A 25,939-nucleotide genomic window follows, 5' to 3' on the forward strand; every position below is an offset into this window, starting at 1 on the left:
TGGTCGAGCGATCTGCGAGTCCCTTCTCTTCGCGTGCGGGGAGAAAGTCGCGGCAGCAGGATGATGGCCGCATGCGCTCAGCGGTCCCTTACATGAAATCCCGCTTAATCCGCTTCTCGAAGATCTTCTCGAAGATCTTCTCTTCGCCCTCGAAAGCCTCGACCTTGGCCGATGTGACCCACTCGCTTTCCGTGCAGCCGAGCCGGGAGGTCGAAACGGTCTTCAGCGACTGCTCGCCGCGCCTGGCGATGCAGGTCCAGGTCGAGAGGCCCGTCATCGAATGCGGATCACTGGGGGCGATCGACCAAACCTCGTCGCGGATGTCACGCGTGGCGTTGCCGGTATCGGGGTGTTCGACGAGGCCGGTATCTTCGTAGATCCGATTATGCGTTACACCCTTGGCCATATCGCGCTCGACGCTGCGGCGGGTTTGCGCCGGCGAATGCTCGATATAGGTGGGTAGAGGGTTGGGATTGGTCGGCTGCGGCACGACGATCTCGCGGTGCTCGCCGAGGAGCGGCAGCGACAGCGAGAGGCTCGCGGTATCGATCGTCAGGCCGGGATCGGTGGGCGGCGGCAGGATCATCGGCCAGTAGGATGTCGAGAGCGACAGGCGGATGCGATGACCCGCGCGAAAGCGATAGCCGCAGGCATCGAGCACCAGCGTGATGCGTGTCTTGTGGTTCTTTTGCATCGGCATCGGCTTTGCGTTGCCGTTGCGGTGGGCCAGGTTGAGGACGCCGAAGGCGACGCGGGTTGCCGTGCCGTCCGGATGAATGTCGACGAGACGGGCGACAAGATTGGCCGTCTCCGCGCTGCAGGCGACCTCCAGAGTGAGGGCCGGTTCTCCGAGGTAGTCCTCCGCTTCGAGCAGGGGATGGCTATCGAAGGTGAGGGAACCCGCATCGTCGATACGCTGGTCGCCGGCCATCTCGGCATCCGGCTTCAAGGTGAAATATTCGCCGGCGGCCGTGCCGGTATCGAGCGGCGAGCGGAGATAGATGTCGCCGATCCCCTTCTTGGCAGCGGCCCCGGTCACGAGGCTGCCGTCGCTCGATACCGTGAAGCTGCGCGCGTCGGGGGTGTTCCAGACGTCCTTGGCAATCCAGCGGCCGGGATCTTCGTTGCGTCTCAGCGCCGGCTTCGGGCCATCGAGAATATAGGCGCGGATCTGCGGTAGCCTTTCGGCACCGTTTCTCTCATCGCGCAGCCAGCGGTTCCACCAGCGGATCGCCTCGCTGTGAAAATCCGCCCGCGGCTTCGGCCAGGCGAAATGCGGGTATTTGTGAACCCATGGTCCGATCAGCGCCTTGGCCCTGTCGCCGAGCCCCTCGGTCGCCTTGATCGGCGTATTGCGGTAGCCGTCGGCCCAGCCGGCGATCACGAGAGCGGGCACCGGGAAGCCTTCGAAATCCTCGGCTATGGAGCCGTGGCGCCAAAAATCGTCGCGGCGCTGGTGCTCGAGCCATTCCTCCAGGAAGAAGGGCTCGTTCTCCAGCCGCTCCAGCCACATTTCCTTCCAGCGCTCGCCGACGAGCTCCGGATCGGGCGAGCGCGACTGGTAGGCGAGCATGGTCGCGGCCCAGGAAAGCTGCGCCGAAAGATGGCAGCCGTTCTTGTAGTGGATGTCGTCATTGTAGCGGTCGACGGTCGAGGCGATCGAGATGACGGCCTTGAGCGCCGGCGGTTTCAGAGCGGCCACCTGCAGGCAGTTGAAGCCGCCCCAGGAGATGCCCATCATGCCGACCTTGCCGTTTGACCAGGGCTGCGTCGCGATCCATTCGATGATCTCGCAGCCGTCGGAGAGTTCGCGCGGCGTATATTCGCCGTCGATCACCCCTTCGGATTCGCCGCAGCCGCGGATGTCGACGCGAACGCCGGCAATGCCGGCCGCGGCGAAGACCGGATAGGTGGATTCGTCGCGGGCGCAGGTGCCGTCGCGCTTGCGATAGGGCAGGTATTCGAGCACCGCCGGGACCGGATTCTGCTCGGTTCCCTCCGGCATCCAGATGCGCGCCGCCAGCCGGGTCCCGTCCTTGAGGGTGATCCATTCGTTTTCGATGACGGTGAAGTTGCGATCGGACACGTTTATATTCTCCCGATTTTCTGCGCGTGAGCGATCTACAGCGGATCGGAGTGAGTGTGCGGGACGGAGGCGCCCCGCTCTCCGGGTCAATTCCCCGCACTCTCCATGCGTCTGGTCTTAAGCACCCGTTCGAGCCAGCCGATTTCCATTTCCGGCACCGACTTCAGGAGGAGGTCGGTGTAGTCGTCGAAGGGCGCCGAGAGCACCTTCGACTTCGGCCCGAAGCGCACCAGCCGGCCGCGATGCATCACGGCCATGCTGTCGGCGATCGCCCGGACGATGGCGATGTCGTGGGTGATAAACAGATAGGAAACAGCGGTTTCCTCCTGAAGCTTCATAAGCAGATTCAGGATGCCTTCGGCGACCAGCGGGTCGAGCGCCGAGGTCGGCTCGTCGCAGAGGATGAGCTCCGGCCTGGCGGCGAGCGCCCGGGCAATCGCGACGCGTTGCTTCTGGCCACCGGAGAGTTCGGCCGGGTAGCGATCGAGGAAGCGTGAGCCCATCTCGATCTGATCGAGCAGTTCCTCGACGCGCTCGGTCTTCTTCGCACCGTGCATGCCGAAATAGAAGGAGAGCGGCCGGCCGACGATGTCGCGCACCGTCTGGCGCGGATTCATGGCCGTGTCCGCCATCTGGTAGATCATCTGGATACGGCGCAGTTCCTCGTTCCTGCGGCCCTTCAGCGCCTTCGGCAGTTCCTTGCCGTCGAAGGTGATGCGGCCCTCCGTCGGCGGCAACAGCCCGGTGATGACGCGGGCGAGGGTGGATTTGCCTGAGCCGGATTCGCCGACGATCGCCAGCGTCTGGCCCTTCGACAGGTGCATCGAGACGTCGTGCAGCACCTTAAAGCCGTTGCCGTAAGCGGCATGGACATGCTCGATCTTGAGCAGCGTGCCGGTCTGGTCCGGAGCTTCGTCGCGTTTTGCCTGCCGGACGCTGACGAGCGCTCTCGTATAGTCCTCCTTCGGCGCCTCGATCACCTGCTTGGTCGTGCCGTATTCGACGGTCTTGCCGTGGCGGAGCACCATGATGTCGTCGGAGATTTGGGCGACCACGGCGAGATCGTGGGTGATATAGAGCGCCGCCGTATGGGTCTCTTCGATGGCGTGCTTGATCGCCGCGAGAACGTCGATCTGGGTCGTCACGTCGAGCGCCGTCGTCGGCTCGTCGAAGACGATCAGTTCCGGATTGGGGCAGAGGGCCATGGCGGTCATGGCGCGCTGCAATTGTCCGCCCGACACCTGATGCGGGTAGCGCTCGCCGAAACTCTCGGGATTGGGAAGTCCCAGCACCCGGAAGAGATAGAGTGCGCGTTTCTTCGCGTCCTCTTTCGACATGATGCCGTGGCGGAGCGACGCCTCGATCACCTGGTCGCCGAGCTTGTGCGCCGGGTTGAAGGCAGCCGCGGCGGATTGGGCGACATAGCAGACATGGCATCCGCGAACCGAATTGATGCCGCTGCGGTCGAGCTTCAGGATATCGCGGCCATTGAGCAGCACCTCGCCGCCGGTGATCCGCACGCCGCCGCGGCCATAGGCAAGCGCCGAAAGGCCGATCGTCGATTTGCCGGCGCCGGACTCTCCGATGAGGCCCAGCACCTTGCCCTTTTCGAGATTGAAGGAGACGCCCTCGACGAGCGTCACCACCTTCGGCGGCTCGCCCGGCGGATAGCTTGTCGCCTCGATCTTCAGGTTCTTGACGGAAAGCAGATCAGGCATCGCCGCGCCCTCCTTTCAGGCTAGAGGTGCGCTTCATCAGCCAGTCGACGACGAGATTGACGCAGATGGCGAGCGTTGCGATCGCGGCGCCCGGCACGAGAGCGGCCGAGATGCCGAAGATGATCCCGTCCTTGTTGTCCTTGACCATGCCGCCCCAGTCGGCAGCCGGCGGCTGAATGCCGAGACCCAGGAAGGAGAGGGTGGAGAGGAACAGGATCGAGAAGGCGAAGCGCAGGCCGAATTCGGCCAAGAGCGGCGACAGCGTGTTCGGCAGGATTTCCCGGAAGATGATCCACAGCGAGCCCTCCCCGCGAAGCCTGGCCGCCTCGACGAATTCCATCACCGCGACGTCGAGAGCGACGGCGCGGCCGATGCGGAAGACGCGGGTGGAATCGAGCACCGCCATTACCAGGATCAGGATCCAGAGATGCTGCGGCAGGACCGCGAGCACGACGAGGGCGAAGATCAGCGTCGGGACTGCCATCATCAGGTCGTTGAAGCGCGAGAACAGCTGGTCGACGAAGCCGCCGGTGACGGCCGCCGTGAAGCTCAGGATCATGCCGAGTGCGAAGGAGATCAGGGTCGCCGTCAGCGCCACAAAGATGGTGGTGCGGGCGCCATAGATCAGACGCGACAGCAGGTCGCGTCCGAGATTGTCGGTGCCGAGCAGGAAATCGCCGCCGGCCGGCATCCAGATCTCGCCGACAACGTCGCGTTCGCCGAAGGGGGCAAGAATGGGGGCAAAGAGCGCGCAGACAATTGCCAGCGCAATGCCGGCGATGCCGATCCAGGCGCTGATGGGGATAGATCTGAAATTCATCGCGGGTGCCTCAGTCTCGGGTTGGCGAGAATGGCGAGGATGTCGGCCGCCATGTTGAGGAAGATGTAGAAGGCCGCGAAGATCAGCCCGCAGGCCTGCACGACGGGCATGTCGCGCACCGTCACCGCGTCCACCATGTACTGCCCCATGCCGGGATAGACGAAGACGACCTCGACGACGACGACGCCGACGACCAGATAGGCGAGGTTCAGCGCGATGACGTTGATGACCGGTGCCACGGCGTTGGGGGCCGCATGGCGGGCGATGATGCGGAAAGTGCCGAGACCCTTGAGCTCGGCGGTCTCGACATAGGCCGAGGACATGACGTTGAGGATCGCCGCCCGCGTCATGCGCATCATGTGGGCGAGAACGACGAGCACGAGGGTTGCGACGGGCAGGGCGATCGCCGAGAGCCGTTCGCTGAAGGTCATGCTGTCATAGACCGTCGCCGGGAATGTGGCGACCCCCAGTTGGACCGCGAAGAACATGATCAGCAGATAGCCGATGAAGAATTCCGGCAGCGATATCGCCGCCAGCGATATCACATTGATGATCTTGTCCGGCAGTCGATTGCGGAACTGCACCGCGAGCATGCCGAGACCGACGGCGAGCGGCACGGAGATGAGAGCCGCGAAAAAGGCGAGGAAGAGCGAATTGCCGAGCCTATTGCCGATCTGCTCGCTGACCGAATTCTTGCTCGCCCAGGAGGTGCCGAAATCGCCCTTCACCGCGCCGCCGAGCCAGTTCAGATAGCGCTCGCTCCAGGGCCGGTCGAGGCCGAGATCCTTGCGGATGTTCTCGACGGCCTGCGGCGTCGCCGACTGGCCGAGATAGGTGGTGGCGAAATCGCCGGGCAGCGCCTCGATGCCGCCGAAAATCATCAGCGACACGGCAAAAAGCAGGCCGACGCTGAGGCCGAGGCGCTGAAGGATCAGCGCCGCGAGAGGGCGGCGAAACACGAAACGCCGCCAGAACGATCCACCGATCTCGCCCGTGGCGGCGGCGGGGTTGGGCTTTGCTGGCACTCCGGAAAGATCGGCGGAGCGCGGGACTGTTTCACCCGCGACCCCATCGGTCAGGACCGGACCAGTGATCGGTCCGCTCTCCATGGTCAGGCGTCCAGCCAGACCCGGGTTGCGACATAGCCGTTCGACATGTCGTTGCCGATGTCGTGGACGTAGCCCTTCACCTGTTTAGTCGATGCGTTCACGAAATCGTTGAACATCGGCAGGATAACGCCACCTTCGTCCCGCACCATCATCGCTAGGGTACGATACATGTCCTTGCGCTTTGCCTCGTCCAGTTCGGAACGCGCTTCGAGCAGGAGCTTGTCGAAGTCCTCACGCTGGAAGCGGGTGTCGTTCCAGTCGGCGTTCGACAGATAAGCCGTCGAATACATCTGATCCTGGGTCGGACGGCCGCCCCAATACGACGTGCAGAACGGTTGGGCGTTCCAGACATTGGTCCAGTAGCCGTCGCCCGGCTCGCGCTTGACCTCGATCTCGATGCCGGCCTTCTTGGCACTCTCCTGGTAGAGGACCGCCGCATCCACCGCGCCTGGGAAGGCGACGTCGGAGGTGCGCAGCAATACCGGCCCGCTGTGGCCGGACTTCTTGTAATGGAAGGCTGCCTTGTCCGGATCATAGACGCGCTGCTCGATACCCTCCGGGAAGAGCGCATAGGTGTCGTTGATCGGGAAGTCGTTGCCGATCTTGCCGTAACCGCCGAGGATGCGCTGGACCATGGTCTCGCGGTCCATGGCCAGCTTCAGCGCCATCCGAAGGTCGTTGTTGTCGAACGGCGCGGTGTTGCAATGCATGATGAAAACGTAATGGCCGCGGCCGGACGTGTTGAGGATTTCGACGGTCGGCGCGCGCTTCAAGAGGTTGACTGTCTTCGGATCGACGCGGTTGATGAAATGCACCTGACCCGAGGAGAGCGCCGCGATGCGTGCAGTCGCATCGTTCATGGCGATCAGTTCGATCGAATCCACATAACCTCTGTCCGTACGCCAGTCGTCCTGGTTCCTTTCGAAAGTGGCGCGCACGCCCGGTTCGAAGCTGGCGACTTTATAGGGGCCGGTGCCGATCATGGCGTCGGGGTTGTCCATGCCGCCGTTCGGTTGGATGACGAGGTGATAATCCGAAAGCAGCAGCGGCAGGTCGGCGTTGCCTTCCGTCAGCGTCAGCACGAGCTTGCCGCCGTCGGCCTTGATTTCCTTGATGGATTTCATCACGCCAAGGGCGCCCGACTCCGACTTATCGTCCGTGTGTCGCTGCAGCGTCTTGACGACGTCCTCTACCGTCAGTTCCTTGCCATCATGGAATTTGACGCCCTTGCGGATCGTGAAGGTCCAAGTGGCCGCGTCGGCGGAAGGCTCCCAGGACTCGGCAAGCGCCGGTACGGCCGCGCCGGTCGTCGGATGGCTCTCCACCAGCAGGTCGCCCCAGGTCCGAACGACGACGAACAGAAATTGCGAGAGTGCCTTTGCCGGGTCTTTCGAATCGGTTGCGGCCGCGCCTTCGAGACCGAGTTTCAGATGGCCGCCGCGCTTCGGCTCTTGCGCCGCGGCACTCGCCGCAAACAGCGTGTTGGCCGTCGATGCGGCAATGCCGAGGGCGGCAGCGCGCCCGAGAAATTCGCGGCGGTTCATTTTGCCCAGCATGATCTGTCGTGTCAGATAATCCTTGTAATCGCTCATTCCCCTGTTCCCTTTCGTTGCCGGCATTCGCCGTTCATTGTGGTTGGTAGAGACTGCGTATCGCCATCGTGAGATGGCCCAAGGCACTGTTCCGCTTGATGTCCTTCCTCCGTCCTCCCTCACCTGGGGGCGCTATGGGCTTCAACCATAAGGCTATCCTCTCGGCCGAAGCTTGTAACGTCCTAAATCATCATTTCCTTCCGCCGGTAAGCTATCGCCCCTTCCAGATGGGATCGCGCTTTTCGGAGAAGGCGCGCGCGCCCTCCAGTTGGTCCTCGCTGGAATAGAGCACGTCGACCGTCTTGAGCTGGCGACGGGTGATCTTGTTCATCGTGGTCTGGAAGTCGCGGCCCTCGGCTTCGCGCACGACCTCCTTGATTGCCGCATAGACGAGCGGCGGGCCGCTCTCGAGAAGGCGCGCCAGTTCCCAGGCACGCTCCATCAGCCGGCCTGCGGGCAGGATCTCGTTGACGAAGCCCCAGCGATGGGCCTCCGCGGCCTCGAGCCAGCGCCCGGTCAGGAGCATGTCCATGGCAATGTGGTAGGGGATACGCTTCGGCAGCTTGATCGAGGCGGCGTCGGCAACGGTGCCCGAGCGGATCTCCGGCAGCGCGAAGGTCGCGTGTTCGGCGGCGAGGATGAGGTCGGTCGAAAGGGCGATCTCCAACCCGCCGCCGCAGCAGATGCCGTTGACGGCGGCAATGATCGGCTTGTTGAGGTCGCGAAGCTCCTGCATGCCGCCGAACCCGCCGACACCATAGTCGCCGTCGACCGGATCGCCGTCCGCCGCCGCCTTCAGGTCCCAGCCGGGACAGAAGAATTTTTCGCCGGCGCCGGTGACGACAGCGACCCGGAGCGTCGGATCGTCGCGGAAATCGCGGAAGATCTCACCCATCAGCCGGCTGGTCTTCAGGTCGATGGCATTCGCCTTCGGCCGGTCGATCGTGACTTCGAGAATGCCACCTTCGCGGCGGGTGAGGATCGGTCCGGTCATAGGCGTCATTTCCTCCGGCGGATCAAGGCATCGGCGGCGACAACACCATGGCCGTCCGGCAATACCATAATAGGATTGATATCGAGTTCTTCGAGTTTGGAAGCGTTTGCAACGACATAGGATGCCGCGGCTGCGACAGTCCTTGTCAGCGCTGCGACATCGCCCTTCGGACCGCCGCGGTAGCCGTCGAGCAGTTTCCTGACCTTCAGGCCGTCGATCGCTGCTTCGATCATCTCTTCGGTGGCGGGTAGCGTCACGATCGCGGAATCATCGAGCATTTCCACGAGAATGCCGCCGGCGCCAATGGTCAGCACCGGACCGGCCACGGGATCGCGCATAGCGCCGATGATCACTTCGGCGACCGGCTTGGCGATCATTTTCTCCACCAGATAGCCGGAGGCGACCGAGGCCATCCCTTCCGCGGCGGCGACGACCTCTTCCCTTTTTGCGAGATTGAGCCTGACGGCACCGGCTTCGGTCTTGTGGGCAACACCGAGGCCCTTGAGCGCGACCGGGAAGCCAAGGGTTTCGGCGACTTCCGCCGCTTCTTTAGGCGTCCGGGCGGTCTTGCCGTTCGGGACCGACACGCCGGCCGCGGCGAGCTCCGCCTTCGCTTCGGCCTCCGTCAACGTCTCGGGATCTCCGCCGCCCATTGCCATCTTGACGAGCGGCGGTGGCGCCGGATTTGCCCAGACGTTGCCGATCGCGGCGGCCGTTTCGGCCGCCGCGAGGGCCTCGTCCAAGCCGAAGAAGGGCACGACGCCGGCTGCCATCAGGGAGAGAGCCGTTTCTTCCGGCATGTTCTCGCCGAGGCTGGTGACGATGCCGGCGACGGCGCCCGTCGCATTGGCGGAGTCGATGACCGCATCGCAGGTCGTTACCCAGTCGGCGGCATCGCAGCGGTCGAGGCGGGGGAAATCGAGCACGACCAGGTTCAGCGCGTAGCCGCCCTGCATCATGGCGGTGAAGGCGGCGGTCTGCTTTTCGCGGTTGCCCCAGACGAAGGTGTGGTAGTCGAGCGGATTGGCGATCGTCACCATCTCGCCGAGGCTTTCCCTGAGCGGCTGGCGCTGCTCCTCCTTGAGCGGTCGGAAGTTCACCCTGCGCCGGACGCCGGCATCCGCCATCAGCGACGCTTCGCCGCCGGAGCAGCTCATCGACGAAATGTCGGCGCTGGGGAGGGTACCGTGGAGATGCAGGAGCTTCAATGTTTCGAGCAGCTCCGGCAGGGTATCGACGCGGCCGATGCCGAGGCGGGCAAGCAACGCCGAAGAGACGCGGTCGTTACCGGCAAGCGAAGCGGTGTGGGAGACCGTTGCCAGACGAGCGGCCTCCGACTTGCCGACCTTCAGCGTCACGACCGGCTTACGAAGTTCGCGGGCGCGGTGTGCGAGCCTTTCCAAGGCCTCGATGCTGTCGAAGCCTTCGATATGCAGCCCGACGGCGGTGACGCGCGGATCCTCGAGAACGGCGCAGGCGATGTCCGAAAGGCCGGTCTGCGCCTGGTTGCCGGCGGTCATCACATAGGCGAGCGGCAGGCCGCGCTTCTGCATCGAGATGTTGCAGGCGATGTTCGAGGATTGGGTAAGGATCGCGACGCCGCGTTCGACGCGGAGCATGCCGTGCTGATCCGGCCAGAGCAGCGCGCCGTCCAACATGTTGATGAAGCCGTAACAATTGGGTCCGACGATCGGCATGTCGCCGGCCGCCGCGACCAGCGCCTCCTGGAGGTCGTTGCCATCGGCAAGTTCGCTCGCCGCCTCGCGGAAACCGGAGGCGTAGCAGACGGCGCCACCGGCGCCACGCGCCGCGAGATCGCGGATGATCTCTATGGTGAGCGCCCGGTTGACGCCGACGAAGGAAGCATCCGGCGCTTCCGGCAGGTCGGCGACGGAGCGGTAGCAGCGGCGGCCGAGGATTTCATCCTCGCGCGGATGGACCGGCCAGATCTTGCCGGCGAAGCCCATCCTGTCGCATTGCGCGATGACGCGCCGCGCTTCCTTGCCGCCGAAGACGGCGATGGATTGCGGGCGGATGAGGCGGTCGAGAGAGCGGGGAGAGGTGGTCATGCGGCGCCCTCGTTGAACGCCTCAAGGGTGCGCGATCCGCGGAATACCCCCCTCTGCCCTGCCGGGCATCTCCCCCGCAAGGGGGGAGATTGGACGGCGCAATGTTTTCGCGAGTCAGTGGCCGTCGAGGAGTGCTTAAAGACTATCAATGGGCGGCGGGTCGCCCAGACGGTTGTCTGAAAAAGAAACGGGGTGGTCGCGTCTTGCCGATCTCCCCCCTTGTGGGGGAGATGCCCGGCAGGGCAGAGGGGGGTGACTTGCGGAAAGACGACCATTCCCTCACGCCCCCAGCGGCCGCAGCAGATCGCGGCTGATAATGTGCCGCTGAATTTCGGATGTGCCGTCCCAGATGCGCTCGACGCGGGCGTCGCGCCAGAAGCGGGCGAGCGGCAGGTCATCCATCAGGCCCATGCCGCCATAGATCTGGATCGCCTCGTCGGTGACGCGGGCAAGCATTTCCGTCGCAAAAACCTTGGCGGAAGCGATTTCGCGGTTCGACGGCAGGCCCTGGTCGAGACGCCAGGCGGCAGACAAAGTCAGTAGGTCCGCGGCATCGATCTCGGTTATCATGTCGGCGAGCTTAAAGGAGACGCCCTGATTGGCGCCGATCGGCTTGCCGAACTGCTTGCGCTCGGCGGCGTAGGAGAGCGCGTAGTCGAAGGCGCGGCGGGCCCGGCCGACGGAGGTGGCGGCAACCGTCAGACGGGTGGCATAGAGCCAGTCATTGGCGAGATCGAAGCCCTTGTGGAGTTCGCCGAGAATCTGGGAGGAGGGCAGCCGGCAGTCGTCGAAAGTGAGGATGCAGTTCTTGTAGCCGCGATGTGAAACGGAATTGTAACCGTCGCGGATTTCGAAACCGGGCGTGCCGCGGTCGACGAGGAAGCAGGTGATCTTCTTCTTCGGCCCGCGCGGCGTCTGCTCCTCGCCGGTGGCGATGAAGACGATGACAAAATCAGCGATGTCGGCATGGCTGATGAAGTGCTTGGTGCCATTCACGATCCAGTCGTCGCCGTCCTGCCGGGCGAAGCATTTCATGCCGCGCACATCGGAGCCCGCATCCGGCTCGGTCATCGCAAGCGCATCGAACTTGTCGCCGCACACGGCGGGCAGCAGATAGCGCTCGCGCTGTTCCTCGTTGCAGGCCATCAGGATGCCGGAGGGGCGGCCAAAGAAGACGGTAAGGCCCATCGAGCCGCGGCCGAGCTCGCGCTCGACGAGCGTGAAGGTGAGGTGATCAAGACCGGCGCCGCCGACCTCTTCGGGAAAATTGCAGGCGAAGAAGCCGAGCTCCTTGCATTTGCGGGCGATCTCCTGGCCGAGCTCGCGCGGTACGGTGCCGGTACGCTCGACCTCGTTTTCATGCGGATAGATCTCGGTCTCGACGAAGCCGCGGACCGTGTCGACGATCATCTGCTGTTCTTCGGTCAGTGCGAAATTCATTGTTCTCCCTCGTCATTTTAGTCCGCCTGTCATCCGGCCGATCTCCCCATCGATCCGCAGGCTTCCCGGGTGCGGCTTTGCCCCTCACCCTAACCCTCTCCCGCATGCGGGGAGAGGGGACTTTGGCTACCAGCCTCCTCCGCCAGCAAACAGCAGGCCGTTGCGGCATGTCCCTTCTCCCCGTCAGAACGGGGAGAAGGTGCCGGCAGGCGGATGAGGGGCAATCGTCCGCTCTCATCACCTTTACCGCTTCTGCCCCACATGCCGCCCGGCTCCCCCCGGCACCTCAAGCCTCGCATGCCCTTCCGCGATCGGCTTCAGCTTCGCCAGCACATCGGCCGGCGCCGGCGCCGACTTGCCGGCCTTGGCATCGACATGCAGCATTATCTGCTCGGCGGTGGCGATCACGTCGTCCGAGGCGGCATCGTGGATCCGCGTGAAGAAGTGGATGCGCTTTTCGTCGGAGGCGAGAATTTGCAGGGTCGTATAGAGCGCCTGGCCAAGCTTCGCCTCACCGAGATGGCGGATATGGGTCTCCACCGTGTAGTAGCTGTGGCCGGCCTCGACATAGGCGAAGTCGACGCCGATCAATCGCAGCAGCGCATCCGACGTATCGCCGAAGAGCTGCAGATAGCGGTGCTCGGTCATGTGGCCGTTATAGTCGACCCAGGCGGCGTTGACCTTGGTTTCGACGAGGCGCAGCGGGCCGGAGGCGTCATAAGACTTCGATTGATTGCCGCCCTTTGCCCAGAGGCGCGCCTCGAAATCGGCGAGCAGCTTTCCGGCACCCCAGCCTTCACCGCCATTGCCGGCTTTCAGCGCCTGCATGATGCCAACGAGGTTTTCGTCGCGGATGCGTTCCAGTTCGCGGATTGAGCGGCCGGCGGCCTGGGCGTCGGACTGCGCGCCGATCTTCTCGACCAGCGCGTCGTCGAGATCGACGACATCAGTGAACTTTGTCCAGGGCCATTTGAGGCAGGGGCCGAACTGGGCGAGGAAGTGGCGCATGCCGGCTTCGCCGCCGGCGATGCGATAGGTCTCGAAGAGACCCATCTGCGCCCAGCGCATGCCGAAGGAATAGCGCATGACATTATCGAGCGTCTCGGTATCGCAGATGTCGTCCTGGATCAGCCAGAGCGCTTCGCGCCAGAGCGCTTCGAGCAGGCGGTCGCCGACGAAGGCCTCGATCTCCTTGGCGATGACGACGCCCTTCATGCCGATCTCGGCGACGGCTTCCTCGGCGCGCCTGATCGTCTCGGGGGATGTCTTCCTGCCGCCGACGAGCTCGACCAGTGGCAGCAGGTAGACCGGGTTATAAGGGTGGGCGACGAACATGCGCTCGGGATGCTTCATCTCGGCCTGGAGGTCGGACGGCAGCAGGCCCGAGGTCGACGAGCCGATCAACGCGTCGGGGCGGGCGGCTGCGTCGATCTCGGTGATGACGCCGCGCTTCAGCGGCAGCCGTTCGGGCACGCTTTCCTGAATCCAGTCAACATCGTGGACGGCTTCCTCAATGCTCTTGCAGAAGGTGAGATTGCCGCGCGGCGGCAGCGGCGCCATGGTTAGCATGCCATAGGCGCGCTCTGCATTGGCCATGACCTCGCCGATGATGCGCTCGGCTTCCGGATGCGGATCGAAAATGTTGACGTCGATGCCGGCGAGCGCGAAACGCGCCGCCCAGGCCCCGCCGATGACGCCGCCGCCAACGCAGGCGGCCTTGGTGATGATGGTCATTGCCTCTCCATCCAAATCGTTCCGTGGGAGCCCCCCGCCCGGCCCTTTGGGCCACCCTCCCCACAAGGGGGAGGGATGGGTGGCTCCGGATCCTCTGCGGCCCTCTCTCCGGCGACTAACCGCGGCGGGGGCCGGCCTTCTTGCGAACATCTCCGCGGAAACATGCGCTTCGTTCGGAGTTCGGCGCCGACGCATGTCGAGCCCTCCCCTTGTGGGGAGGGTTGGGAGGGGTCTTATCTCTTCGTCAGCTTCAGCTTCTCGCGAACCTCCTTGGGCCCGATGATCTTCGCCCCCATGCCCTCGATCACCGACACCGCCTTTTCGACGAGCTGGCCGTTGGTCGCGAGCTGGCCCTTGCCGACATAGAGGTTGTCCTCCAGTCCGACGCGGACATTGCCGCCGGCAAGGATCGCCGCCGCCGGATATGCGAGCGCGTTGCGGCCGATCGAGAAGGTCGAGAAGGTCCAGTTCGCCGGCACGTTGTTGACCATCGCCATGAAGGTGTTGAGGTCGTCGGGTGCGCCCCAGGGAATGCCCATGCAGAGCTGGATCAGCACCGGATCCTCGATCAGACCTTCCTCGACGAGCTGTTTGGCGAACCAGAGATGGCCGGTGTCGAAGGCCTCGATCTCGGGACGCACGCCGAGTGCGGTCATCTGGCGCGCCATCTCGCGCAGCATAGACGGCGTGTTGGTCATCACGTAGTCGCCGAGCGAGAAGTTCATCGTGCCGCAGTCGAGCGTGCAGATCTCCGGCAGACATTCGGCGACATGGGCGACGCGCTCGGTGGCGCCGGCCATGTCGGTGCCTTTCTCGTTGAGCGGGAGAGGGCTTTCGACATTGCCGAAGATCAGGTCTCCGCCCATGCCGGCGGTCAGGTTGAGAACGACGTCGATATCGGCGGAGCGAATGCGGTCGGTCACTTCCCTGTAGAGGTCGAGGCGGCGGGCCGGCGCGCCGGTCTCCGGGTCGCGGACATGGCAATGGACGATCGCGGCACCCGCCTTGGCCGCTTCGACTGCCGCTTCGGCGATCTGTTTCGGCGTGATCGGAACATGGCTGGATTTCGAAACGGTGTCTCCGGAGCCGGTGACGGCGCAGGTGACGAAAACCTCGCGGTTCATGCTGAGCGGCATGGCTGTCTCCCTTTTCGTTGGACCCATTACGAGCCAGAAACGGCGAGGCTGCTTTCCAAAAGTGGAACGATCCTATACATTCTCGGAGACAGCCGGGGGAAGTTTCGCGATGGACGGCAGTGTTTCGCAGGCGCAGCATATCGATTTGCTGATCCTGCCGGAGACCAATCTCATTCTGGTCGCCTCGGTTATCGAGCCGCTGCGCGCCGCCAACCGCATCGCCGGGCGAACGCTCTACAGCTGGACAATGTTCAGCCCGGACGGCGAGGCGATCGAGACGAAAAGCGGCATCCCGATTCCGGTGTCCGGCCCCTTCCGGCCGCAACGCGAAACGGCGCCGCTCTTCGTGCTGTCGAGCTACAACTGGCGGCGCAGCGCTACCTCACAGCTCAAGATGCTGCTGTCGCAGACGGCCCGGCACCGGGAGGCGATGGCCGGCATCGAATCCGGCTCCTGGCTTTTGGCGGAGACGAGCCTGCTCGACGATTTTTCCGCCACGACCCACTGGGAAGACTTCGAGGATTTCGCCAGCGCCTATCCGCAGGTCACGATGGTTCGCGAGCGCTTCGTCATCGATGGCAAGCGCATCACCACCGGCGGCTCGCTGCCCACGCTCGACCTGATGTTGGAATTGATCCGCCGCGCGCACGGCTATTCGCTGGCGCTCGAAGTCTCGCGTCTCTTCATCTACGAGCAGGAGCGCACGCGCGGCGACCTCTTACAGGTGCCGGCAATCGGCAATATGCGCATCCTTGACGCGCGGGTCGGTGCGGCGGTCAAGCTGATGGAGGAGACGGTCGAGGCGCCGTTGACGCTTGCACGGCTCGCGCGCCGGGTCGGCGTCAGCGCCCGCCACCTGCAGGACCTCTTCAAGGACACCATGGGCGTGGCGCCGCACGAACACTATCTGGCGCTGCGGCTCAATGCGGCGCGCCGCAAGGTGATCGAGACGCGGATGGAGTTCGCCGACATCGCGGCAATTTCCGGCTTCAACTCGTCGTCGTCGTTTTCGCGAAGCTATCGCGCACACTATCGCGAGAGCCCGAGCGAGACACGCCGGCGGCTGAAGCTCAAGAGTTGATTGAATCACTTCAAAGGGCGATTCAGCAGGGGCGTTTTGATGAATCGAATCAGCGATCTATCGCCGGCTCGTGGGAAGGTGATTCAGGTACGCGCCGCCCTGCGGCACAAGAAGGAGGAAGACGACCCATGCGCGACACGGGACTGGAGGAATTGGTAAGGCAAGAACTCGGCGACCGGCCGGGGCTTTCCGAGAAACCGATGTTCGGCGGCCTGGCTTTTCTCGTGAACGGCAATCTCGTCTGCGGCGCACGCGATGACGGGATGCTGGTGCGGCTCGGCAAGGGCAGTGATGACTGGGCGCTGGCGCTGCCCGGCGTCGCCCAGATGGTGATGGGCGAGCGGAGGATGCATGGATGGGTGCGTGCCGGCGCCGAGGCCTATGGCGACGACGCGCTGCGCAAGCGCCTGCTCGATGCGGCGCTCGGCTACGTGCTCTCGCTGCCACCGAAGTGAAAGCTCGCGCAGTTTCTTCTCATCTGCTACCGGAGCAGGATGCCAGTAGCTCAGACGACTGTCTCGCCGCCGTCGACCACAAGGACCTGGCCGGTCATATAAGAGGAACGGTCGGAGACAAGGAAGAGGATCGCTTCGGCGATCTCGTCGACGCTTGCCCACCGTCCGAGCGGCACCTTCTCGCGGATATAGGCCTCGATTGCCTTCCGACCGCCCATCTGCTTGATGAAAGGTTCGTTGAACGGCGTGTCGACCCAGCCGGGGCAGAGTGCGTTTATTCGCACCCCATGTTTCGCGTAGTCGCCGGCCATCTGCCGCGTCATGGCGATGACGGCGTGCTTTGTCGTGGTGTAGGCGATCATCTCACGGTCGTAGAGGACGCCGGAAGAGGATGAGGTGTTGACGATCACGCCGCGCCCCGCCGCCCTCATCGACGGCACGACGAGGCGAGCCGCCATGAAGTGCGCGCGAACGTTCAGGTTCCACGAGCGATCGAAACCCGCCACCTCGACATGTTCCAGGTCGCCGGCCACCTGGGCGCCGGCATGGTTGTGCAGAATATCGATGCGGCCATGCCGTCGAAGGATGTCGGCAATGCCGTTCGACAGCGCTCCGTCGTCGGTGACGTCGATCGCTAGAGGTTCGGCGCTGCCGCCCTTGGCGGCGATCGATGTCACGGTCTCTTCCGAAGCCTTCGCGCTACGGTCGACGACCACCACATGGGCGCCTTCGCGCGCCATGATGGCGGCACCCGCCTGACCGATTCCGGAGCCGCCGCCGGTCACGATCGCGATCCGGTCTTTCAGGATCATGGTTTCACTCCCCGGATTTGCTTTTCGTCTCGCGCATCAGCACGCGCGCAGTCAGGATCAGGAGAAGCGACGCGACGAGAACCAAGGTTGCGATCGCATTGATCTCCGGCGTCACGCCGCGACGGATCGAGGCGAAGACATAGATAGGCAAGGTGGTCTTCGAGCCTGCGACGAAGAAGGCGATGATGAAATCGTCGAAGGAGAAGGTGAAGGCGAGCAGGAAGCCGGCAAGAATCGAGGGAAGGATCTGCGGCAGCACAATCAGTCGGAAGGTGGTGAGCGGCGTCGCGTAGAGATCGCTGGACGCCTCGACGATGTCACGGCCGAGACTGGCGATCCGCGCCTTCACGATCATGGCGACGAGTGCCATCGAGAACAGCCCATGGGCGGCGATGATAGAGCCGTAGCCAAGACCGAGTTGTGGCGGGTGATCGCCCGGCCAGATCGTCGCGAGCGCTGGATTCACGAAGGAGAAGACGGCGACCAGCGCCACGAGCGTGGCGATTCCGATGACGACACCCGGAACGACGATGGCAGCGGCGAAGAGGGCATCGAAGAAGGCTCGCATGCGCGGCCCGAGGCGCTCCATGCCAAGCGCCGCCATGGTCCCGAAGACCGCCGCAAGCGCAGCGCTCGTGAAGGCGATCATCAGGCTGTTCTGCAGTGCTGAAACCAGGAAGGTGTTGCTGAGAGCCTTGCCGTACCAGGCAGCGGAGAAGCCGGTGAACTCGCTCGCATTGCGCCCCGCATTGAAGGAGAACAGAACGACGAGCGCGATCGGCGCATAGAGGAAGAGATAGACGGAGGAGACGAGGGCACGCATCAGACGAGATCCACCTGTCTTGTTCCGGCGACCTTCCAGGCGATGCGCATCGCCACCATGAGCACGACGACGACGACGGCAACCAGCGTGACGGCGATCGCCGAGCCGAAGGGCCAGTTGCGTGATTGCAGGAAGAGATCGACCAGCGCGTTGCCGATGAAGAAGACCTTGCCGCCGCCGAGAAGCTGGGGGATCAGATATTCGCCGAGGAGCAGGATCGTCACCAGCGCGATGCCGGTCATGACGCCCGGGAGCGATAGCGGCAGGGTGACGCCGAGGAAGCTGGAAACCGGCTTGGCGCCAAGATCGGCGGAAGCCTCAAGAAGCCGCCGGTCGAGTTTCTCGAGGCTCACATAGATCGGCATGATCATCAGCGGCAGGTAGCCGTAGACGATACCGAGCAGCACGGCGCCGGGCGTGTTGAGCATGCGCACGTCCTCGATGCCGATCATCGCGAGCAGATTGGGAATGCCGCGCGAGCCGAGGATGTACATCCAGGCATAGGTGCGCACCAGAAGGCTCGTCCAGAACGGCACGACGACCAGCGATACGAGGATCAGGCGATAGCGAGGGTTTGCCCTGACGGCGAGGTAGTAGGCGACAGGATAGGCCACCAGAAGGCAGAGCAGAGCGCCGGCTGGCGCAAGCATCAGCGTGTTCCAGAAGGCTGCGGCGCGCGTCGGCAGGTTTGCGAACTGGGCGAAGGTGAAAGCCGCCTGATAGCCGCCTTCCGGCGCCCGCTCGCCGAAAGCGAAGACGAGCATGGCGATGAAGGGGAGAACGAGAAAGACACAAAGCCACGCCGCCGCCGGCGCTACCAGCGCCGCCGTCACCAGGTTCCTCTTCGTGTTCTTTGCCGCACGCATGGTCAGTCCGTTGAAACGTGTATTGAACTGGGCCCTCATCCAGCCCGCCGGCCACCTTCTCCCCTTCGAACGGGGAGAGGGAACCCGCGGCGCCCGTCCCCTCTCTCGCTGGCGGGGAAGGCTAGGGTGAGGGGCGAACTTTCGACCTCACGCCGACTTGAAGCGGGCCATCAGTTCGGCGCGACCGGGATCTGTCAGCGTCACCGCGGCGCCGAATTCGAGCGGCGTCAGCGCCGCCTCGTCCGGATAGACGATCTTGTTCGACGTCACCTCCGGTGGCAGCAACTTCAAGACGCGGCTGTCGGTCGTCGGCGCGCCGTTGGCGATGTGCTCCTTGACGGCGTTTTCGGGCATCATCAGATAGTTGAGCAGCGCATAGCCGGCGGGCTTGTTGGCCGCACTCTTCGGGATCGCGTAGAAATCCGACCAGATTTCGCCGCCATCCTTGCCGAGCACGAATTGGATTTCCGGCATGTCGCGGTTGAGCTGGGCGCCGTCATTGGTCCAGCACATTGTCATCCAGGCGTCCGTCGCCCGCATCGCCGGCTGGTAGTCGCTGTTGATCGCGTAGAGATGCGGCTTGACCTTGATCAGCAGCTCCTCGGCCTTGGCGAGTTCCTCCGGCTTGATTGAGTTAAAGGAAAATCCAAGCGAGACGAGTGCGTTGCCGATGGTGGTGAGCTGGTAGTCATGCACCATGGCGCGACCGTCGGCCTCGGCCATCGCCACCTCGAAGAACTCCTTCCAGCTCGTAACCGGCTTTTTGATCTTGTCGCTGTTCACGGCAATGCCGGTCGTGCCCCAGTTCTTCGGCACCGCATAGGTCTTGCCGTCGATGACGCCTTCATTGGTGAAGCGGGCGTTTTCCGTCGAGGCGTCGTAGTTCGGGAGCTTCGACAGGTCGAGCTCATCGATGAGGCCGAGCTTTGCATAGGTCGAAATCGTGTAATTGGTCGGGACGAAGAGGTCCCAACCGGTGCCGCCTGCCTGCAGCTTCGCAAGCATTTCCTCGTTCGAGCCGAAAACGTTGACTTCTACGGCGACGCCAGTCGCGGCCCTGAAGGCTTCGAAGGTGGCGGGATCATGATAGTTCGGCCAGGTCGCGAGCGACATCTGCGTGCCGAGGTCTTCGGCAAAAGCCGTCGCGGTGAAGAGGCCGGGCGCGCGCGCCAGGACGGCAGTGGCAAGCCCGAGGCCGGTGACGCAGAGAAAATGGCGGCGGGTCACCGAACCGCGTTTCAGGCGCATCAGCTCGTCCGCAAGCTTTTCCGCGGTGATCGGGGCATTCTCTCTGTACCACTTGGTCATGATGCTGTTCCCTTGTCGTTGACATGCATTTGATGGCAGAGCGTCGGCCCGTTCAGGCCGGAAAGACATGCATTGCGTTGGGATCGAAGCGGAGTCCGATCCTTTCTCCAGGTTCTGCGAGGTCGGACTCATCCAGGCTGCGGCGGTCGGCGGTCACCAGAAAATCGCCAAGCCCGTCAACCTCGACGGAGTATTCGACCGATGAGCCGAGGAAGATGCGGTGGGTCACCGTGCCATGCAGCGTGGCGGTATCGTCACGCACAAGGCTTATCGATTCCGGACGGAGCGCCACCATGGCCGCACCCGCGGTTCCATTGGCACGCGCGGGCTTTGCCAAACCGACGCCATTTGCCAGCCGCACCGCATTCGCGCCGGGCTCGACCGTCGCTTCGATGCGATTGGTCTTGCCGACGAAATCGGCGACGAAAAGATTCGCCGGGCGATCGTAGATTTCCTGCGGCGGCCCGATCTGGACCACTCGCCCGGCATTCATAACGCAGACGAGATCGCTCATCGACAGCGCTTCTTCCTGGTCGTGCGTGACGAGCATGAAGGTGATGCCGAGCTCGCGCTGGAGGCTCTGGAGTTCGATCTGCATCGCTGTGCGCAGCTTCTTGTCGAGCGCGGCAAGAGGCTCATCGAGGAGCAACACCTTCGGCTTGTTGACGATGGCGCGGGCAAGCGCCACGCGCTGTTGCTGTCCGCCCGACATCTCGTGAATGCGGCGCTTGCCGAAGCCGGCAAGACGGACCATCTCCAGCGCCTCCCGGGCGCGGCGGCTGATTTCGGCCGCCGCAATGCGCGGGCGCATTTGCTTCAGCCCGTAAGCGACGTTCTGCTCGACATCAAGATGGGGGAACAGCGCGTATTGCTGGAAGACCATATTGACCGGGCGCCGATAGGCCGGCACGCCGTTCATAGGCTGGCCACCGATATAGACCATCCCCGCGCTTGGCTGTTCGAAGCCGCCGATCATTCGCAGGCAGGTGGTCTTGCCGCAGCCGGACGGGCCGAGCAGCGCGACGAAAGCCCCCTTGGGCACCCCGAGGCTGATATCCGACACCGCCGTCACGCTGCCATAGCGTTTGGCGACCGAACGGAATTCGATGTCGTTTGAATCGGATGTCACGTCTGTTCCCTGCGGCGCTATTATAGGAATCGGACGCGGTCCTTGCGCCTCCTGTTCCCACCGTCATTGCTGACAGCCTAGTCACCGGAAGCCGAGTCGGTATATACCCCGAGAGAGGTATTCCCGCCGGAATTTGCTTGTGAAAGGAGTATACCCTGGTTAAGCCGTCCAAGTGGCAGCGCAGGGGACTGGGGAGGGCGGTTTGGGCGTCGACTTCGAGAAGCTTTTCCAGGCCCTGGCGCCGTTGATGAATGGTTCGGCGATGGGCGACGAGGCCGTCGGCACTGCGTTCCGCCGGCTGATGTCGAGCCTGATAGCCTTCGACTATGTCGTCGTCTTCGCCTATCGTGGCAAGGAGCGTCCGCTTGATCTCTACAGTACTTTCGATGCCAAGGACCATGTGCTCTTCGTGAGCCTCTACCAGGCGGGCCCATACCTGCTCGATCCCTTCTATCATGCCGCCTGTGCGCCCCGACCTGGCGTGTGGCGGATGCGGGAGTTGGCGCCCGATCGCTTTTTCTCCAGCGAATATTACCGCACCTATTATGTGCAGACCGGGCTTGCGGAGGAGGTGGGTTTCTTCGTTCCGATCAGCGAACAGGTCACCGTCGTGCTATCGCTGATGCGGCGGGAGGCGACCGGCCCTTTCGGCGCCGCCGAGTTTGCCCTGCTCAAGAGGGCCGAGCCCTTGGTGGCCGCACTCGCTCGCCATCATTGGGCCGACCTCGACCACCGATTCGACGCGGCGCTCGCGAAAACCGGCCGCAGCCGCCGCAAGGCTTTGCATCCGCCCGCGGACGGGGTCTGGCAACATCTCAACCTCACCGATCGAGAAGCGGCAATCATCGAACTGGTCCTGCAGGGGCATTCATCGGAGTCGATCGGATTAAGGCTCGGCATCTCGACCGGCACCGTCAAAGTCCATCGTCGCAACGTTTATCGCAAGCTCGGAATTTCCTCGCAAACGCAGCTGCTGTCGCTCTACATCAAGAACCTCGGCCACTGACACCTGTCGGTAGCCGCATTATTGGCGAGGCAAAAAAGGGCGCGCCAGCCGGCTGCGCCCTCTCCTTTGCGTCGATTTGTAGTCCGTCAGGCGTTGACCAGCGCCAACTTGGCGCGCGCGTCGAGAATTTGTGCGCAGGCATTCGCAGCTTCTTCGCCCTTGACGACGAAATGGTCGCGGAAGAAGGCGATCAGCGGCTCGCTTTCCTGGAAGTTGTGCGGCGTCAACACTGCGGAGAGCACCGGCACGTCCGTGTCGAGCTGGACGCGCATCATGCCGTCCAGCACGATTCCGGCGACGAAGTCGTGGCGATAGATGCCGCCGTTGACGACGAAGGCGGTGCCGAGGATCGCCGAGTAGCGTCCGGTCTTGGCGAGCTTCTGCGTATGCAGCGGAATTTCCAGCGCTCCCGGCACGCCGAAGATCTCGACGTCGGCCGCGTTGCCGCCGAGCTTCGACCACTGGGCGACGAAGGCGTCGACGCACTGGTCGACGATGTCGGCGTGCCAGCGGGCACGGACGATCGCGATCTTGGTGGAGGGGTGGGAAAGAATGGTCATGGTCTCAAGCCTTTCAGGGTTGGCGTTTGTTCCAATGATCCCGTCGGGCGAACATGCATGCACGACAACCCCGCGAAGGGTTCGCACTGCTTGCTCTCTTCCATCCGGACTGTGACCGTCGGCTCCGGAATCTGACCGGATCTGCTGACCTTCAGACACTGCACAGTTCCTTAAATCGAGATCGATTTAAGGACAGAATCATGCAGCAACTCAAAGTGCTACAGCGACCTTTGCGCGTCCATGGACGCGCGGAGCTGCATTGCCTGAAGCGCTCGCGGGCTTCGATCATCAGACCGCTGGTCCGCCGATCGCTACCGCCGGTGGGGAATTTCACCCCGCCCTGAGAACGCGTGCGACTATATACGGAGAGCAGCGCCCGTCAAACGCAGGCTCCGACGAAAATGCGAGAAATCACGACAGATTTTTCCGGGAAAGATCGAGGCCGGAACGAAATCGTTCCGGCCATCACTACTCGCGGATGACCAACAGGTCCTTGGCGGCGAAGCGCAGGCTGACATTCTCGCCGGCAACAGGCGGTGTAATGCCCGGATCGTTGAACATGTCGAACGAGATGACATCATCGCCAACCCGCAGCTTGGTGCGGATGACCGAGCCGAGGAAGCTCGTCGAGACGACTTCGCCGGGCAGCGCGGTATCGCCTTTGGAGCCCTCGGCGATCGAACCCGCCTCCGGCCGAAGCGCCAGCGAAATGCTGTCCCCGCCCTTGAGGCCGGCAATCGGCTCTTTCAGGGCAATCCGCTGCCCGCCGATGGTGACCGCACCGGTGGCGGGATCGGCGACCTTGCCCTCGATGATATTGAGCGTTCCGACGAAGGAAGCGACGAAGCGGGTCGCCGGCGTGTTGTAGATCTCGAACGGGGTGCCGATCTGGTCGGCGCGGCCGGCATTCATCACCACGATCCGGTCGGAGATCGACAGCGCCTCCTCCTGGTCGTGGGTGACGAACACCGTGGTGATGCCGAGCTGCTGCTGGATCTGCCGGATCTCTTCGCGCAGCGAGATGCGAATCTTCGCATCGAGCGCCGAGAGCGGCTCGTCGAGCAGCAGCACTTGCGGCTTCACGGCAAGCGCGCGGGCGAGCGCCACACGCTGCTGCTGGCCGCCGGACAGTTGATAGGGGAAGCGGTCCGCCAGGTGCTCGAGCTTGATGAGCCCGAGCATCTGCTTCACCCGGATATCGATGTCCGTTTTGGTGGCGCCGGCGACCTTCAGGCCGAAGGCGACATTGTCATGGACGTTCATGTTGGGAAACAGCGCATAGGCCTGGAAGACCATGCCGATATTGCGCTGGTTCGGCTTCAGAGCGCCCTGGTCCTGGCCGTTGATGACGATCGAGCCGCCGGACGGCGTCTCGAAACCGGCGATCATGCGCAGGATCGTGGTCTTGCCGCAGCCGGACGGGCCGAGGAAGGAGACGAACTCGCCCTTTTCGATGCCCATGTTGAAATTATGAACGACCTGAACCGGGCCGAAGGATTTCTGAATATTGGTCAGTGTCAGGAAAGCCATGTGATCAAGCCTTGGGCGAAGCGGATTTCTGGAAGCGGGAGACGAGCTGGATCAGCCCCATGCTCAGCCACGTGATTGCGAAAGCGATGACGGCGAGCGCCGAAGGCTCATAGGCCTTATTGGCGCCGACGAGCTGCAGATAGGGACCGAAAGCCGGGCGGTTGAGCAGCGCCGCCATGGTGAATTCGCCCATGACGATGGCGAAGGTGATGAAGGCGCCGGAAAGCACGCCGCTCATCACATTCGGGAAGATGCAGCGGAAAAGGATCGTCGGCCATTTGGCGCCGAGGCTTTCGGCGGCCTCCGTCAAAGTCCTGACGTCGATCGCCCGCATCGCCGTGTCGACGGCGCGGTACATGTAGGGAAGCGACAGGGTCATGTAGGAGAACATCAACAGCGCGTTGGTGCCGGAGGTCGAACCGGTGAGCGGCAGGATCGACGAGGAATTGTAGAGCCTCAGATAGCCGAAGACGATAACGATAGCCGGAATGACGAGCGGCAGCAGCGTGACGAACTCGACGATCGGCCGCACCTGCGGCAGGCGTAGCCGCACCCAGTACGCCGTCGGCACGACGAGCAGCATGCCGAAGACGATCGTCAGTACGGCCATCAGCATCGAATAGCCGAAGGTCTCGCGAAACTGGATGTCGGAGAAAACCGACTGGTAGGCGTCGAAGGAATAGGCGCCGCGTCGCATGCGCAGCGAGAACTCCAGCGTGCCGAGCAGCGGAATGATGAAATAGCTGGCTCCGATGGCGATGGCGATCCAGGCGCCGAGGCGTTGTGCTTTCATTTCTGCCACCGTTCGGCGCGCATGCGCAGCCAGATATAGAGAATGTTGGAAATGCCGGTGATGACGATCATGCCGAGGGCGAGCGCATAGCCGAGATTGGGGTTGTGCAACACGTCGCCGCGGATCTGCGCGTAGAGCAGGATCGGCACGATGTTGAGCGAACTGCCGGTCAGCGCGTAAGCCGTGGCGATGGCGCCGAAGGCATTGGCGAAGAGCAGGAGAGTCGTGCCGAGCAGGCTCGGCCAGAGGATCGGCAGCGCCACCATGCGCCAATATTGCCAGGTGGAGGCGCCGAGGATTTCGGCCGCCTCGCGCCACTCTTTCTTGAGGCCGTCCAGCGCCGGGGTGAGGATCAGCACCATCAGCGGGATCTGGAAATACATATAGGTGATGGTGAGGCCGAAGAAGCTCAGGAGATTGAAACCGGTTCCGTAAAGATTGAAGCCGAACCAGTCGCGCAAAAAGACGGTGACGAGCCCGGTGCGGCCGAGCGTCGAAAGAAACGCGAAAGCGAGCGGCACGCCCGCGAAATTGGAGGCGACGCCGGAGAAGGTCAGCAGGCCGGAGCGGATCCAGTTCGGAACTCCGCCGAGCACGACCGCCCAGGCGAGGAAGAAGCCGATCAGCGCGCCGCCGAGCGAGGAGGCGACCGACACGCGGATCGAGATCCAGTAGGCGCTCATGATCGTCGGCGTGAAGAGATCGGCGAGATTCTTGAAGGTGAAGGTTCCTTCGGGCGTCAGAAAGGCGCCGGTGACGAGGTAGAGCGTCGGAACGATCAGGAACATCAGCGCAAAAATCGCGAACGGGGCTATCCCGAGCCAATCGATGACCGCTCGTTTGTTGATCAGGGGTGCGGTTGCTGTTGTCGTGGTCAT

The 25,939-nt window shown here is 63.4% G+C and carries 22 protein-coding genes and 1 riboswitch; of the genes, 3 read left to right on the plus strand and 19 right to left on the minus strand.

Going from position 1 to position 25,939, the window contains the following annotated elements:
* Positions 1–88 precede the first annotated feature (88 nt).
* The 10 genes from CO656_RS07270 to CO656_RS07320 form a co-directional block, all read right to left on the minus strand.
* Positions 89–2,086 (minus strand): CocE/NonD family hydrolase, encoded by a 1,998-nt coding sequence (locus CO656_RS07270; protein ID WP_097525295.1) that lies wholly within the window; start codon positions 2,084–2,086, stop codon positions 89–91.
* An 86-nt stretch (positions 2,087–2,172) separates the two neighbouring features.
* Positions 2,173–3,804: an ABC transporter ATP-binding protein gene (locus tag CO656_RS07275; protein WP_097525296.1), complete on the minus strand. Its 1,632-nt coding sequence runs from the start codon at positions 3,802–3,804 to the stop codon at positions 2,173–2,175.
* The gene (locus tag CO656_RS07280; RefSeq protein ID WP_097525297.1) at positions 3,797–4,624 is read right to left on the minus strand and encodes an ABC transporter permease; all 828 of its coding nucleotides are present in this window, start codon (positions 4,622–4,624) and stop codon (positions 3,797–3,799) included. The genes CO656_RS07275 and CO656_RS07280 overlap by 8 nt, the downstream gene beginning before the upstream one ends.
* A complete protein-coding gene (locus CO656_RS07285) occupies positions 4,621–5,733 on the minus strand; it encodes an ABC transporter permease (protein WP_037415259.1) in 1,113 nt (370 codons plus the stop codon). The genes CO656_RS07280 and CO656_RS07285 overlap by 4 nt, the downstream gene beginning before the upstream one ends.
* A gap of 2 nt (positions 5,734–5,735) precedes the next feature.
* A complete protein-coding gene (locus tag CO656_RS07290) occupies positions 5,736–7,325 on the minus strand; it encodes an ABC transporter substrate-binding protein (protein WP_037415261.1) in 1,590 nt (529 codons plus the stop codon).
* A 211-nt stretch (positions 7,326–7,536) separates the two neighbouring features.
* Positions 7,537–8,319 (minus strand): carnitinyl-CoA dehydratase, encoded by a 783-nt coding sequence (locus tag CO656_RS07295; protein WP_097525298.1) that lies wholly within the window; start codon positions 8,317–8,319, stop codon positions 7,537–7,539.
* Positions 8,320–8,324: 5 nt separating this feature from the next.
* The gene (locus CO656_RS07300) at positions 8,325–10,388 is read right to left on the minus strand and encodes an acetate--CoA ligase family protein (protein ID WP_097525299.1); all 2,064 of its coding nucleotides are present in this window, start codon (positions 10,386–10,388) and stop codon (positions 8,325–8,327) included.
* Between the two features lie 279 nt (positions 10,389–10,667).
* Positions 10,668–11,828 carry an acyl-CoA dehydrogenase family protein gene (locus CO656_RS07310; RefSeq protein ID WP_097525300.1) on the minus strand — a complete coding sequence of 387 codons (1,161 nt, stop codon included), beginning with the start codon at positions 11,826–11,828 and terminating at the stop codon, positions 10,668–10,670.
* Positions 11,829–12,071: 243 nt separating this feature from the next.
* Entirely contained in the window at positions 12,072–13,562 is a 1,491-nt protein-coding gene (locus tag CO656_RS07315) for a carnitine 3-dehydrogenase (protein ID WP_097525301.1), read from the minus strand.
* A 233-nt stretch (positions 13,563–13,795) separates the two neighbouring features.
* A complete protein-coding gene (locus CO656_RS07320; RefSeq protein ID WP_097525302.1) occupies positions 13,796–14,698 on the minus strand; it encodes a 3-keto-5-aminohexanoate cleavage protein in 903 nt (300 codons plus the stop codon).
* A gap of 109 nt (positions 14,699–14,807) precedes the next feature.
* On the opposite strand from CO656_RS07320, the gene CO656_RS07325 reads away from it, so the two are divergent.
* Both CO656_RS07325 and CO656_RS07330 read left to right on the plus strand, forming a co-directional pair.
* Positions 14,808–15,779, plus strand: a complete 972-nt coding sequence (locus CO656_RS07325) for a GlxA family transcriptional regulator (protein WP_037415280.1) — start codon at positions 14,808–14,810, stop codon at positions 15,777–15,779.
* Between the two features lie 128 nt (positions 15,780–15,907).
* On the plus strand, positions 15,908–16,234 hold the full coding sequence (locus CO656_RS07330) for a TfoX/Sxy family protein (RefSeq protein ID WP_097525303.1): 327 nt from the start codon (positions 15,908–15,910) through the stop codon (positions 16,232–16,234).
* 50 nt (positions 16,235–16,284) lie between these two features.
* Here CO656_RS07330 and CO656_RS07335 read toward each other — a convergent pair whose 3' ends face one another.
* The 5 genes from CO656_RS07335 to CO656_RS07355 form a co-directional block, all read right to left on the minus strand.
* Positions 16,285–17,046 carry an SDR family oxidoreductase gene (locus CO656_RS07335; RefSeq protein WP_097525304.1) on the minus strand — a complete coding sequence of 254 codons (762 nt, stop codon included), beginning with the start codon at positions 17,044–17,046 and terminating at the stop codon, positions 16,285–16,287.
* A 4-nt stretch (positions 17,047–17,050) separates the two neighbouring features.
* On the minus strand, positions 17,051–17,869 hold the full coding sequence (locus CO656_RS07340) for an ABC transporter permease (RefSeq protein WP_037415291.1): 819 nt from the start codon (positions 17,867–17,869) through the stop codon (positions 17,051–17,053).
* Positions 17,869–18,735, minus strand: coding sequence for an ABC transporter permease (locus CO656_RS07345; protein ID WP_095678045.1), 867 nt, complete (start codon positions 18,733–18,735; stop codon positions 17,869–17,871). The genes CO656_RS07340 and CO656_RS07345 overlap by 1 nt, the downstream gene beginning before the upstream one ends.
* Before the next feature lie 147 nt (positions 18,736–18,882).
* Positions 18,883–20,043, minus strand: coding sequence for a spermidine/putrescine ABC transporter substrate-binding protein (locus CO656_RS07350; protein ID WP_097525305.1), 1,161 nt, complete (start codon positions 20,041–20,043; stop codon positions 18,883–18,885).
* Between the two features lie 52 nt (positions 20,044–20,095).
* Positions 20,096–21,172, minus strand: coding sequence for an ABC transporter ATP-binding protein (locus CO656_RS07355; RefSeq protein WP_097525306.1), 1,077 nt, complete (start codon positions 21,170–21,172; stop codon positions 20,096–20,098).
* 202 nt (positions 21,173–21,374) lie between these two features.
* Between CO656_RS07355 and CO656_RS07360 the strand changes: the two genes are divergently transcribed.
* On the plus strand, positions 21,375–22,178 hold the full coding sequence (locus CO656_RS07360; protein ID WP_037415312.1) for a LuxR C-terminal-related transcriptional regulator: 804 nt from the start codon (positions 21,375–21,377) through the stop codon (positions 22,176–22,178).
* An 86-nt stretch (positions 22,179–22,264) separates the two neighbouring features.
* Here CO656_RS07360 and CO656_RS07365 read toward each other — a convergent pair whose 3' ends face one another.
* From CO656_RS07365 to CO656_RS07380, 4 genes are all read right to left on the minus strand, one after another.
* Positions 22,265–22,738 (minus strand): 6,7-dimethyl-8-ribityllumazine synthase, encoded by a 474-nt coding sequence (locus tag CO656_RS07365; RefSeq protein ID WP_097525307.1) that lies wholly within the window; start codon positions 22,736–22,738, stop codon positions 22,265–22,267.
* Positions 22,739–22,826: 88 nt separating this feature from the next.
* Positions 22,827–23,090, minus strand: a riboswitch (FMN riboswitch).
* A gap of 116 nt (positions 23,091–23,206) precedes the next feature.
* Positions 23,207–24,268 carry an ABC transporter ATP-binding protein gene (locus CO656_RS07370; RefSeq protein ID WP_037415318.1) on the minus strand — a complete coding sequence of 354 codons (1,062 nt, stop codon included), beginning with the start codon at positions 24,266–24,268 and terminating at the stop codon, positions 23,207–23,209.
* Between the two features lie 4 nt (positions 24,269–24,272).
* Positions 24,273–25,061, minus strand: coding sequence for an ABC transporter permease (locus CO656_RS07375; protein WP_037415320.1), 789 nt, complete (start codon positions 25,059–25,061; stop codon positions 24,273–24,275).
* A complete protein-coding gene (locus CO656_RS07380) occupies positions 25,058–25,939 on the minus strand; it encodes an ABC transporter permease subunit (RefSeq protein WP_037415323.1) in 882 nt (293 codons plus the stop codon). Before CO656_RS07380 ends, CO656_RS07375 begins: the two co-directional genes overlap by 4 nt.

The sequence above is a fragment of the Sinorhizobium sp. FG01 genome, from assembly GCF_002531875.1.
Classification (GTDB): domain Bacteria; phylum Pseudomonadota; class Alphaproteobacteria; order Rhizobiales; family Rhizobiaceae; genus Sinorhizobium; species Sinorhizobium fredii_C.